Here is a 12434-nt window from a genome sequence, read left to right as displayed (position 1 = left end):
ATGTCGATTCCGTGAAGGCCCGACATCAGGCCCGGCGTTGGTGTGTCATCGGGCCGACATCGCTGTCAGCAGCAGCGGAAACCCTGGCGCGGATCCGCCTCCTGACGGTCCGTCCGCATCCGCTCGAACTCACGCCGGGACGGCACCTGCGCGTCCGGATGCGTCTTCCGCAGATGCGCGACATAACGGTCGTACGCCGACTCGTCCGTCAGCTCCCGCACATACCAGCGCAGCCCCCTAATCGCCCGGCGCAGCAGTACCGACGACCGCACGGCGCTCCTCCTCCTTCTCCTGGCGGGTCGGGATCAGCCCCGCCGGGGCGGTGATCCTCGACTCGACGTACGGCGACTCGCTCAGCGAGGAGAGCGCCGGGCGGCGGATGTGCCGGACGCAGACCCGCAGGGCGTCCGCGATCACCACGACGATCAGGACCGCCAGGACCGCTGAAAGGACGCCGTCCACCGTGGAGTTGGTGACCACGGTGTGCATGTCGTCCATGTTCTTGGCGGGCGGCAGCACCTTCCCGGCGTCGATCGCGTCCTGGAACACGGAGCGCTGCTTGAAGAAGCCGACCTTGGGGTCGCTGGAGAACACCTTCTGGTAGCTGGCCGTCAACGTCACCGTCGCGTCCCAGGCCAGCGGAATCCCGGTGATCCAGGCCCACTTGAGGCGCCCCGACTTCACCAGCAGGGTCGTGCAGACCGCCAGGGCGACCGCGGCGAGCAGCTGGTTGGAGATGCCGAAGATCGGGAACAGCTGGTTGATGCCACCGAGGGGTTCATGGACGCCCACCCAGAGGAAGTACCCCCACAGCGCGCACACGGCCGCGCTGGTGATGACCAGGCCGGGCTTCCAACTCACGTTCCTGAACGGCCGGATGACGTTGCCCAGCATGTCCTGGAGCATGAACCGGCCCACCCGCGTACCGGCGTCCAGCGCGGTCAGGATGAACAGCGCCTCGAACATGATCGCGAAGTGATACCAGAAGGCCCTCAGGCTCCCGCCGGTGACCTTGGAGAAGATCTCCGAGACACCGATGGCGAGCGTGGGCGCGCCGCCGGTACGGGAGAGCAGGGTCGACTCCTCGACGTTCTTCGCGGCCTGGGCGAGGTCGGCGGGGGAGATGTGATAGCCCCAACCGGTCACCACCTGCGAGGCGTTCTGCACGGTGGTGCCGATCGCGCCGGAGGGTGCGTTCATCGCGAAGTACAGCCCCGGGTCGATGATGCTCGCCGCGACCAGCGCCATGATCGCGACCGACGACTCCATCAGCATGGAGCCGTAGCCGATCATCCGGACCTGCGTCTCCTTCTGGATCATCTTCGGCGTCGTACCGGAGGAGATGAGCGAGTGGAAGCCCGACAGGGCCCCGCAGGCGATGGTGATGAAGACGAAGGGGAACAGGGACCCCGCGAAGACCGGGCCGTCGCCGCGCGAGGCGAAGTCCGTCACCGCGTCCATCTTCAGCGTCGGCAGCGCGATGACCACGCCCAGTGCGAGCAGCGCGATCGTGCCGATCTTCATGAAGGTGGACAGGTAGTCGCGGGGCGCGAGCAGCATCCACACCGGCAGGATCGAGGCGATGAAGCCGTACGCCACCAGCCAGACGACCAGCGTCGAGGGCGCGAGGGTGAACGCGTCGGCCCATGACGACTCGGCGACCCAGCGGCCCGCGACCAGCGCGAGCAGCAGCAGGGCCACCCCGATCAGGGAGACCTCGGCGACCCGGCCGGGGCGAAGTACCCGCAGATAGAAGCCCATCAGCAGGGCGATGGGGATGGTCATCGCGATGGAGAAGGTGCCCCACGGCGAGGCGGCGAGCGCGTTGACGATGACCAGTGCCAGCACCCCGAGCAGGATGATCATGATGGCGAAGGCGGCGATCAGCGCGGCCGCACCCCCGAAGGGGCCGATCTCCTCGCGGGCCATCTGGCCGAGCGAACGCCCGTCCCTGCGCGTGGAGAAGAACAGCACGACCATGTCCTGGACCGCGCCCGCGAAGACGACGCCGGCGATGATCCAGATGGTGCCGGGCAGATAGCCCATCTGCGCCGCCAGCACCGGCCCGACCAGGGGTCCGGCGCCGGCGATCGCCGCGAAGTGGTGGCCGAGCAGGACGCGGCGGTCGGTGGGGTGGAAGTCGATGCCGTTGTCGAGGCGTTCGGCGGGGGTGGCCCGGGTGCGGTCGACCTTGAGCACCTTGTACGCGATGAACTTCGCGTAGAAGCGGTAGGCGATCGCGTAGGTGCCGAGGGCGGCGGCGACCATCCAGGCAGCCGAGACGTTCTCGCCCCGGGAGAGCGCGAGCACGGACCAGCCCGCCGCTCCGACCAGGGCGACGAGGGTCCAGATGACGATGGAGCGGACGTTCGCGGTACGCACGAGGCGGTCCTCCCGTCCAGACGGAGTCGGGAGGACCGTAGAACAGGAGCGGCAGTTGCGCTACACCGCGTGCGGTAGGGCTCCGCTGGGGGTGCGGGTTGGCCGTCTTGTGTCTGCGGCGCCGTCGGGGCTGGTCGCGCCCGCGCGGCGGAGCCGCATATCGGACACGGCCCCGCGCCCCTTCGGTGCGCCTAGTCAGCCGGGCGCTTCAGCCGCGCCACGAACTTGTACCGGTCCCCCCGGTACACCGACCGCACCCACTCCACCGGCTCGCCCGTCTTGTCGAAGGAGTGTCGGGAGAGCATCAGCATCGGCAGGCCCACGTCCGTGCCGAGCAGGCCCGCCTCGCGCGGGGTGGCCAGTGAGGTCTCGATGGTCTCCTCGGCCTCGGCGAGATGGACGTCGTAGACCTCGGCCAACGCGGTGTAGAGGGACGTGTACTTCACCAGCGAGCGGCGCAGCGCCGGGAAGCGCTTCGCGCTCAGGTGGGTCGTCTCGATGGCCATCGGCTCGGCGTTGGCCATGCGGAGGCGTTCGATCCGGAGCACCCGGCCGCCGGCCGTGATGTCGAGGAGATCGGCGAGCCGGTCGTCTGCGGTGATGTAGCCGATGTCCAGCAGCTGCGAGGTGGGTTCCAGGCCCTGGGCGCGCATGTCCTCGGTGTACGAGGTGAGTTGGAGCGCCTGGGACACCTTCGGCTTGGCGACGAAGGTGCCCTTGCCCTGGATGCGTTCGAGGCGGCCCTCGACGACCAGCTCCTGCAGCGCCTGTCGCACCGTCGTGCGCGAGGTGTCGAACTCCGCGGCGAGGGTGCGCTCGGGCGGTACCGGAGTGCCGGGCGACTGCGTCTCCGTCATGTCGAGCAGGTGTTTCTTCAGGCGGTAGTACTTGGGCACGCGCGCGGTACGGACACCTGCCCCGCCGTCGGTCTCCGCACTGCTGACGTCGCTGCTCATGCTCTGCCTTCCCGGCTCCGGATGCGGGTCACTTCGTGATCCCTTCTGTATACCGTCGCCAGCTCTTTTGGTCTAGTCCACGGAGGGCCAAGTGGTCTAGCGGACGAGAGTACTCCGGCGCAGCTGATTTCGCTGCCTTCTTACTTAAAGGTTCTTGCATATGTAGCTCGCATAACGGCTGGTCAGAGCCGTTTCGAGGACCCTTGACAGGCTTCGTGGTCTGGTCCAAGCTCCCGGTACTGGTCTACACCATTGGTTCAGGTCCCGGCGCATGAGCGGGGAGGTGTGGGCATCCCTGAGGAGGGTGGCGTGAAGCGCAAGCTCATAGCCGCGATCGGTATCGCGGGCATGATGGTCTCCATCGCGGCGTGTGGCAGCAGCGACGGCAAGGGTTCTTCCAACAGCGGCGCGGACGCCAAGGAGCTGACTGTCTGGCTCACCGTCGACGCCCAGAACAACTGGCCGAACCTGGTGAAGGCCGCCGACGCGGCCGTCCAGAAGAAGCACCCCGGTATCAAGATCAACCACGAGTACTACGGCTGGCCCGACAAGAACACCAAGCTGGACGCGGTCCTCGCCACCGACAAGGCCCCCGACGTGGTCGAGATGGGCAACACCGAGATGCTGGGCTACATGGTCAAGGGCGCCTTCGCCCCCCTGGACCCGGCGAAGTTCAGCAACTCCGCCGCCTGGCTGGACGGCCTCAAGGCCTCGGTGACGTACGGCGGCAAGACCTACGGCGTGCCGTACTACGCGGGCGGCCGGGTCGGCAACTGGCGCAAGGACGTCTTCGCCTCGGCGGGCGTCAAGTCCACGCCGAAGACGTACGCCGAGCTCACCGCGGACCTCGACAAGGTGCAGAAGAAGGAGGGGAACAAGTTCTCCGCCTGGTACCAGCCCACCCGTGACTGGTACGCGGCCATGTCCTTCGTCTACGACGCCGGTGGCTCCATCGCCAAGGAGGAGGGCGGCCAGTGGAAGGCCAGCCTCTCCTCGCCCGAGTCGATCAAGGGCCTCACCGAGTTCAAGAACGTCGTCGACAAGTACATGCACGGCGACAAGACCAAGGACGAGTCCGACCGTTACATCGTGTACGGCCAGGGCAAGTCCGGCATGATCTTCGGCGCCGCCTGGGAGGGGGCGACCTCCGCCGACCCCAAGAACGACAAGACCGGCAAGCTCAAGGACAACCTCGAGAACTTCGTGGTCCCCGGCCCGTCCGGCAAGAACCTCCCGGTCTTCCTGGGCGGCTCCGACCTCGCCGTCCCGGTCAAGTCCAAGGCGCAGGCCGTCGCCGCCGAGTGGATCGACGCGTTCACCGGCCCCGCCGGTCAGAAGGGCCTGATGGCCAAGGGCAACCTGCCCAACAACAAGACCGACCTCGCGACCCTGAAGAACGACCCCGCGACGGCGGTCCCGGCCACCGCGGCCGAGTCCAACTGGTTCGTCCCGATGGCACCCGGCTGGGGCCAGGTCGAGAAGGCGCAGATCCTGCAGACCATGCTGCAGGACATCGGCACCGGCAAGAAGTCGGTCGAGGCCGCCGCCAAGGACGCGGACGCCGCGATCGACAAGGTCATCAACACCAAGTGACCTGCAAGCGGGGTTCCGCCCGGGCGGAACCCCGCTCTCCGTACGACCTGAGGGACCGCTGAGGAGCGCGCGATGAGTGCCGCAGACACGACCACCCCTGCCAAGGTGCCGCCACCGCGGCAGGCGCCGCCACCGCCGCCGGTCGCGGGGAATCCACGCAGAGCCCGGACTTCGGGCGGCGCGGCCACCCCTTGGCTGCTGCTCGCCCCCTGTCTGCTGATCCTGGCGCTCGTCCTCGGCTATCCGCTGGTCCGCCTGGTCACGCTCTCCTTCCAGAAGTTCGGGCAGTCCCAGCTGTGGGGCTTCCTGCCGGCCCAGTGGGTCGGGTTCGACAACTTCACCGGGGTGCTGGGCGACGGCGAGTTCTGGCAGGTCGTGGTCCGCACGATCGTCTTCGCGGCGGGCTCGGTCATCTTCACGATGGTCCTCGGCATGCTGATCGCGCTGCTCCTGCAGCGGGTCTCCGGCTGGATGAAGACGCTGGTCAACATCGTGTTGGTGGCCAGCTGGGGCATGCCCATCATCGTCGCCACCACCGTCTTCAAGTGGCTGTTCGACGCGGACTACGGCATCCTCAACGCCCTGCTCAGCAAGGTGCCCGGCGTCGAGTTGATCGGCCACAACTGGTTCGCCAGCGGGCCGCAGGGCCTGGCCGTGATCATGCTCCTGGTCGTCTGGGGCGCCGTCCCCTTCGTCGTCATCACCCTCAGCGCCGGCCTCACCCAGGTCCCCGCCGAGCTGGAGGAGGCCGCCCGTCTCGACGGCGCGGGCTCCTGGGGTGTCTTCCGCTACGTCACCCTGCCCATCCTCAAGCCGATCATCGTGATGCTCACGACCCTGTCGGTCATCTGGGACATGGGCGTCTTCCCGCAGGTCTTCGTGATGCGAAACGGCCACCCGGAGGCGGAGTTCCAGCTCCTCACCACCTACTCCTACGACCGTGCCTTCGTCGTCAACGACTATGCGCAGGGCTCCGCGATCGCCCTGATCACCGTGGTGCTGCTGCTCGGCGTGGTCGCCGTGTACATGCGCCAGATGCTGAAGATCGGAGAGGTCGAATGACCATCATGAACGCCGTGGCGACGCCGGGCAGCAGCTCGCTGCCCCGCAAGTCCAAGCTCGGTTGGAACCTCCTCGGCCTCCTGGTCTTCCTCACCGCCGGCTTCCCCGTCTACTGGATGCTCAACACGGCCATCAAGCCGGCCAAGGACACCATCGACCCCGACCCCAGCCTGTTCCCGACCGGCTTCACCCTCGACAACTTCCGCCGGGCGCTGGCCATCGCGGACTTCTGGGGCCCGGTCGGCCGCAGCCTGATCGTCTCCGTCTCGGTCGTGGCGATCGGCATCGTCGTCGGCATGCTGGCGGCGCTCGCCATCTCCCGGTTCGCCTTCCGCGGCCGCAAGATCGTGATCGTCGGCATCCTCGCGGTCCAGATGGTCCCGCTGGTCGCCATGATCATCCCGATCTTCCTGCTCCTCAACGACCTGGAGCAGTACGACAAGCTCTCGGGCCTGATCATCACGTATCTGACCTTCATCCTCCCCTTCACGGTGTGGACGCTGCGCGGCTTCATCGTCAACATCCCGAAGGAACTGGAAGAGGCGGCCATGGTCGACGGCTGCAGCCGCACCGGAGCCTTCATCCGCGTTGTCTTCCCCCTCCTCGCCCCCGGCATGGTCGCGACCTCGGTCTACGGCTTCATCCAGGCCTGGAACGAGTACCTCTACGCCCTGATGCTGCTCAGCCAGAAGAACCAGACCGCGACCGTCTGGCTCGGCAACTTCACCACCAAGCACGGCACCGAATACGCCCCGATGATGGCCGGAGCCACGATGATGGCCGTGCCGATCGTCGCCCTGTTCCTGCTCGTCCAGCGCAAGATGGCCGCGGGCCTGACCGCCGGCGCAGTGAAGGGATAACGCCACCCGATGACGACATTCGCCAGCGGCACAGACACTCTGACGCGCGACGCCCTGACGGTCCTGCAACCGGGCTTCACCGGCACCACGGCCCCCGACTGGCTGCTGCGCCGCCTCGGTGAAGGACTCGCCTCCGTGGGCCTCTTCGGCCGCAACATCGCCTCCCCCGAACAACTGGCGGCCTTGACCGCCCAGTTGCGCGCCGAACGCGACGACGTCCTCGTCGCCATCGACGAGGAGGGCGGCGACGTCACCCGACTCGAGGTCCGCACCGGCTCCTCCTTCCCCGGCAACAACGCGCTGGGCGCGGTCGACGACGTCGAGCTGACCCGGGACGTGGCCGCCGAACTCGGCCGCCGCCTCGCCGCCTGTGGCGTCAACCTCAACTGGGCCCCGTCGGCCGACGTGAACTCCAACCCGTCCAACCCCGTGATCGGCGTACGCTCCTTCGGCGCCGACACCGACCTGGTCGCCCGGCACACCGCCGCCTACGTCACCGGCCTGCAGTCCGCCGGAGTCGCCGCCTGCACCAAGCACTTCCCGGGCCACGGCGACACGGCCGTCGACTCCCACCACGCGCTCCCGCGCATCGACGTGGACACGGCGGTGCTCCAGTCCCGCGAACTGGCCCCGTTCCGCGCGGCGATCGCGGCCGGCACCCGCGCGGTGATGAGCGCGCACATCCTGATCCCCGCCCTGGACCCGGACCGTCCGGCGACCCTCTCGCCGCGCGCGCTCACGGAGCTGCTCCGCGGCGAACTCGGTTACGACGGCCTCATCGTCACCGACGGCATGGAGATGCAGGCCATCGCCGGTACGTACGGCATCGAGCGCGGCAGCGTCCTCGCCGTGGCCGCCGGCGCCGACGCGATCTGTGTGGGTGGCGGCCTCGCCGACGACGAGACGGTACGGCGCCTGCGCGACGCCCTCGTGACGGCCGTCCGCACCGGCGAACTCCCCGAGGAACGCCTGGCGGACGCGGCGGAACGGGTCCGGGCCCTGGCCCGCTGGACGGCCACCGCGGCGGCCACGGACACGGAACGCACCCCAGACACCGAAGTGGGCCTCCGCGCAGCCCGCCGCGCCCTGAGGACGACCGCCGCGGAGCCCTTCACCCCGCTCACCGAACCGCCCTACGTCGCCGCCCTCACGCCCGTCGCCAACATCGCGGTCGGCGACGAGACCCCCTGGGGCATCGCGGCGGAACTCTTCCGCCTCCTGCCGGGCACGGAGACGGGCAGCTTCGCCGGCGAGGACGCGGGCCGCACCGCCCTGGCCACGGCAGGCCCCCGCCGCATCGTGGCCGTCGTCCGCGACGAACACCGCCACCCCTGGATGGCAACCGCCCTGGACACCCTGCTGTCTGCCCGCCCCGACACCGTCGTGGTCGAAATGGGCCTGCCCCAGGCCACCCCCCGAGGCGCCCTCCACATCGCCACTCACGGGGCGGCCCGGGTGTGCGGGCGAGCGGCGGCGGAGGTCATTGCGGGGGTGTAGCGACTACGACGAGTCAGGCGCCGGTCCTTTCAAGGGACCGGCGCCTGCACGTTTTTCAGGGGCGCGGGGCTGTCTTGATGTGCGGCTCCGCCGCGTGGGCGCGAGCAACCCACCACGATCCGCAGCCCGAAGATCACAGATCCCGGCAGACGTAACCGCCCTAGATCCCCTGCCACTCCGGCTTGTTGACATACGTGTACCGGAAGTAGTCCGCGAACTTCAGCTTGGAAGCCGCCCCCTCATCGACAACGACCGTCGCATGCGGATGCAACTGCAACGCCGAAGCAGGACACACCGCAGCCACCGGCCCCTCAACAGTGGCGGCGACCGCGTCGGCCTTCCCCTCACCGGTGGCCAGCAGCACCAGATGCCGCGCCTCGAGAATCGTCCCGATCCCCTGAGTGATCACGTGATGCGGTACCTGCTCGATGTCCCCGTCGAAGAACCGCGCGTTGTCCACCCGAGTCTGCTCGGTCAGCGTCTTGATCCGGGTCCGCGAGGCCAACGAGGAACACGGCTCATTGAACCCGATGTGCCCGTCGGTCCCGATCCCGAGCAACTGCAGATCCACCCCGCCGGCCTCGGCCAACGCCCTGTCGTACGCGGCGCACGCCAACTGCACGTCCTCGGCCGTCCCGTCGGGCCCCATGAACGCGTCCATCCCGATCCCGAGCGGCTCCAGCACCTCGCGCCCGAGCACCGAACGGTACGACTCCGGATGGTCGGCCGGCAGCCCCACATACTCGTCGAGCTGCGCGATCCGCGCCCGCGAGGCGTCCACGGCACCGGAGCGCACCTTGGCCGCGAGCGCCTCGTAGACGGGCAGCGGGGTGGAGCCGGTGGCCACACCGAGCAGCGCCGCCGGCTTGCGCCTCAGAAGCTGCGCCATGGCCTCGGCTATGAGCTCGCCGCCCGACTTGGCGTCCGGAACGATGACAACTTCCACGCTGGCCTGCCGATCTGAAGAAACGGTCTGGAGAGGGGGGCTCAACCGGCACCCGGAACGGGCTATGTGGTTTAGACCAATCTAACAGAATGACCCCTTGTGGCCCAGGTGGACTGGGGTCATCGTCTTTCCATGCGGAGGACAGGCGCCATTCGCCGCGGGGGAGTGGAATGAGTGCGGCGCTGCCCTGCGCAGCACCTCGCAGCACTCCGCAGCCGACCCGGAAGGACCCACCATGACCGCCGCGACACCGGACCCCCGGAGCGACGTCCCGGGCCGGATCATGGCCCGTGAGATGGCCGAGCAGCCCGCCGTGCTGCGCCGCATCCTCGAGGAGGGCGCCCCCGGCATCCGGCAGGTGGCCCAGGACATCGCCGCCCGCAAACCCCGCTTCGTCCTGCTGACCGCCCGCGGCACCTCCGACAACGCCGCCCTCTACGCCAAGTACCTCCTGGAGGTCCGCCTCGGCCTGCCCTGCGGCCTCACCTCGATGTCCACCACCACCGCGTACGGCGCCCGCCCGGACCTCACCGACGTCCTCGTCGTCACCGTCAGCCAGTCCGGCGGCTCCCCGGACCTGGTGGCCTCCACCCGCGCCGCCCGCGAGGCCGGCGCGATCACCCTCGCCGTGACGAACAACCCCGGCTCACCGCTGGCCGGCGTCTCCGAGTACCACATCGACATCATGGCCGGGCCGGAGAAGGCCCTCCCCGCGACCAAGACCTATACGGCCTCACTGCTCGCCCTCCACCTCTTCGTCGAAGGTCTGCGCGACGGCGACGGCGCCGCCGCGAAGGTACTCCCGGACCTCGCCGAGCAGTTGCTGGCCCGGCAGGACGAGGTCCGCGCCCTCGCCGCCCGCTACCGCTTCGCCGAACGCATGGTGATCACCTCCCGCGGCTACGGCTACCCCACGGCCAAGGAGGCCGCCCTCAAGCTCATGGAGACCAGCTACATCCCCGCCCTCTCCTACTCCGGCGCCGACCTCCTGCACGGCCCCCTCGCCATGGTCGACAACGTCTCCCCGGTCATCGCGGTCGTCACCGACGGCAAGGGCGGCGAGGCCCTCCAGCCCGTCCTCGACCGGCTGCGCGGCCGCGGCGCCGACCTGTTCGTCGTCGGGCCCAGGAACCAGGTCGAGCGGGCCTCCGCCGGCTTCGTCCTGCCCACCGAGGGCGTGGCCGAGGAGGTCCAGCCGATCCTGGAGATCATCCCGCTCCAGCTCCTGGCCCACGAGATCACCATCGCCCGCGGCCAGGACCCGGACGCGCCGCGGGCGCTGGCCAAGGTGACCGAGACCCACTGAGCCTTTGTGCGGCCGCCCGACCGAGCCTGTCTGCGGGCGGCCGCCACCGGCCCCGTAGGAACCCTTACGTCAGCGAACCCCCCGTCGCATCCACCCAGCTCCCCGTCACCCACCGACCGGCGTCCGATGCCAGGAACGCCACCACGTCGGCGACATCTGCCGGCTCGCCGACCCGCCCCAGCGCGGAGACCCCCGCCGCCCACTCCCACGCGCCCGGGCTGCCGTGCAGAACCTCGTATGTGTTGTCCGTGTCTATGAGCCCCGGCGCCACCGAGTTCACGGTGATGCCCCGGGGGCCCAGCACCTTGGACAGGTCGCGGGAGAGAACGTCCAGCGCGCCCTTGGTCATCGAGTACGCCATGTTGTGCGGCATCGCGGCGGTCCTGGCCAGTCCCGACGAGATGTTGACGACCCGGCCCCCGTCCCGCAGGCGCGCCGCGCCCCGTTGGACGAGGAAGAACGGCGCCTTCACGTTCACCGCGAAGAGCTTGTCGTACTCCTCCTCGTCCATCTCCTCGATCGACCGCGACTTCCCGATCCCCGCGTTGTTCACCAGGATGTCCAGCCCGTCCGCATGCCGGTCGAACTCCGCCCACAGGGCGTCCACGTCCCCCGGCAGTCCCAGCTCCACCCCGATCGCGAACGCCGAGCCGCCCGCCGCCTCGATCGCGGACACCGTCGCCTTCGCCGCCGCCTCGTTCCTCCCGTAATGGACCGCGACCCGTGCTCCCTCGCGCCCCAGTCGCTCGGCGATTCCGCGCCCGATCCCCCTGCTCGCCCCCGTGACGAGTGCGGTCCTGCCTGCAAGCACACCCATGTCGGCGCCCCTCTCACGCAATATCTAGCGGTCGCTACAAAAAGACCGTACAGCAGTCCGCCGACATTTCTCTAGCGACCCCTATACAATTCACTCCATGGTGGGCAGTGAGGACACGAAGGCAAAGGCGCAGACCGCATCCAAGCCCCGCGGCCGCCCTCGTTCCTTCGATCGCGAGACAGCGCTGGAGAAGGCGGTCATGGCCTTCTGGGAGCACGGATACGAGGCGACCTCCGTCTCCGACCTGACCCGCGTCATGGGCATCGGTGCGCCGAGCCTGTATGCGGCCTTCGGTGACAAGCGCGCGCTGTTCGACGAGGTCGTGACCGTGTACGGCACCCGCTACGGCTCCTTCACCGACCGGGCCCTCGCCGAGGAGCCCACCGCCCGGGCGGCCGTGGAGCGGATGCTGCGGGAGGCCGCCACGGAGTACACGGCCCCCGGCCGACCGCACGGCTGCCTCGTGATCCACGCGGCCACGAACTGCACGAGCCCTGAAGTCGAGGCGTCCCTGCGCGAGCGGCGCAATGCCAACATCGCCGCCTTGGAGAGTCGTATGAGGGCCGACATCGCGTCGGGGGAGCTGCCGCCCGGCACCGATGCCGCCGCGCTCGCCCGGCACACAGGGGCGGTCATCCAGGGCATGTCCCAGCAGGCGCGGGACGGCGCGAGCCGCGAGGAACTGCAGGCGCTTGCGGAAATTGCCATGTCCATCTGGCCCCGCACATGAACCCACACGGGTTAGGCTGCGTGGTGAATGCTAGGGCGTCCGACCAGTCGTAGCAGCCTCAGAACTGACAACAACAAACAGGCTCCAACGCATGGACACAGATAGTGGTCTAGTCCACAATGCGTAAAGAGCGTGTACGCACGAGCTTCCGTCTTCCCCGCACAGGAAGACGGACGGAGGATCCGGAGCTCTCTGCCCTGACTGCCCCGGCTCCTCATCCTTCGGCCATCCGGGACCGCACACCCCGCGGCCGATATTGCTCCGGGCTGCGGTGCCGGGAGGGTT

At 68.9% G+C, this 12434-nt stretch carries 11 protein-coding genes; 6 read left to right on the top strand and 5 right to left on the bottom strand.

The features are described 5' to 3' along the window. Window positions 1–65 precede the first annotated feature (65 nt). The 3 genes from ACWDAG_RS40915 to ACWDAG_RS40905 all read right to left on the bottom strand — a co-directional run bounded on the left by ACWDAG_RS40915 (window position 66) and on the right by ACWDAG_RS40905 (window position 3338). The gene (locus ACWDAG_RS40915; protein WP_450700639.1) at window positions 66–272 is read right to left on the bottom strand and encodes a YbdD/YjiX family protein; all 207 of its coding nucleotides are present in this window, start codon (window positions 270–272) and stop codon (window positions 66–68) included. After that, entirely contained in the window at window positions 238–2382 is a 2145-nt protein-coding gene (locus ACWDAG_RS40910) for a carbon starvation CstA family protein (RefSeq protein WP_450700638.1), read from the bottom strand. Before ACWDAG_RS40910 ends, ACWDAG_RS40915 begins: the two co-directional genes overlap by 35 nt. A 191-nt stretch (window positions 2383–2573) precedes the next feature. Beyond that, entirely contained in the window at window positions 2574–3338 is a 765-nt protein-coding gene (locus ACWDAG_RS40905) for a GntR family transcriptional regulator (RefSeq protein WP_450700637.1), read from the bottom strand. Window positions 3339–3647: 309 nt separating this feature from the next. On the opposite strand from ACWDAG_RS40905, the gene ACWDAG_RS40900 reads away from it, so the two are divergent. From ACWDAG_RS40900 to ACWDAG_RS40885, 4 genes are all read left to right on the top strand, one after another. After that, window positions 3648–4931: an extracellular solute-binding protein gene (locus ACWDAG_RS40900; protein WP_450700636.1), complete on the top strand. Its 1284-nt coding sequence runs from the start codon at window positions 3648–3650 to the stop codon at window positions 4929–4931. 72 nt (window positions 4932–5003) lie between these two features. Then, complete coding sequence (locus tag ACWDAG_RS40895) at window positions 5004–5993, top strand: carbohydrate ABC transporter permease (RefSeq protein WP_450700635.1); 990 nt, start codon at window positions 5004–5006, stop codon at window positions 5991–5993. After that, window positions 5990–6853, top strand: a complete 864-nt coding sequence (locus ACWDAG_RS40890; RefSeq protein WP_450700634.1) for a carbohydrate ABC transporter permease — start codon at window positions 5990–5992, stop codon at window positions 6851–6853. The genes ACWDAG_RS40895 and ACWDAG_RS40890 overlap by 4 nt, the downstream gene beginning before the upstream one ends. A gap of 9 nt (window positions 6854–6862) precedes the next feature. Then, the gene (locus ACWDAG_RS40885) at window positions 6863–8350 is read left to right on the top strand and encodes a glycoside hydrolase family 3 protein (protein WP_450700633.1); all 1488 of its coding nucleotides are present in this window, start codon (window positions 6863–6865) and stop codon (window positions 8348–8350) included. 160 nt (window positions 8351–8510) lie between these two features. Here the strand turns inward: ACWDAG_RS40885 and nagB are convergent, their stop codons facing one another. Further along, the gene (gene nagB / locus ACWDAG_RS40880; protein ID WP_450700632.1) at window positions 8511–9296 is read right to left on the bottom strand and encodes a glucosamine-6-phosphate deaminase; all 786 of its coding nucleotides are present in this window, start codon (window positions 9294–9296) and stop codon (window positions 8511–8513) included. A gap of 235 nt (window positions 9297–9531) precedes the next feature. Between nagB and ACWDAG_RS40875 the strand changes: the two genes are divergently transcribed. Continuing rightward, a complete protein-coding gene (locus ACWDAG_RS40875) occupies window positions 9532–10602 on the top strand; it encodes an SIS domain-containing protein (protein ID WP_450700631.1) in 1071 nt (356 codons plus the stop codon). Between the two features lie 64 nt (window positions 10603–10666). On the opposite strand, the gene ACWDAG_RS40870 is transcribed toward ACWDAG_RS40875, so the two are convergent. Further along, complete coding sequence (locus ACWDAG_RS40870; RefSeq protein ID WP_450700630.1) at window positions 10667–11419, bottom strand: SDR family oxidoreductase; 753 nt, start codon at window positions 11417–11419, stop codon at window positions 10667–10669. Between the two features lie 97 nt (window positions 11420–11516). Between ACWDAG_RS40870 and ACWDAG_RS40865 the strand changes: the two genes are divergently transcribed. After that, on the top strand, window positions 11517–12149 hold the full coding sequence (locus tag ACWDAG_RS40865) for a TetR/AcrR family transcriptional regulator (protein ID WP_450700629.1): 633 nt from the start codon (window positions 11517–11519) through the stop codon (window positions 12147–12149). The last annotated feature ends 285 nt before the right edge of the window (window positions 12150–12434 follow it).

The organism is Streptomyces sp. NPDC001157 (assembly GCF_053598255.1).
Note: the sequence above shows the minus strand (reverse complement) of the source record. Positions and strands in the feature narration are given on the sequence as shown.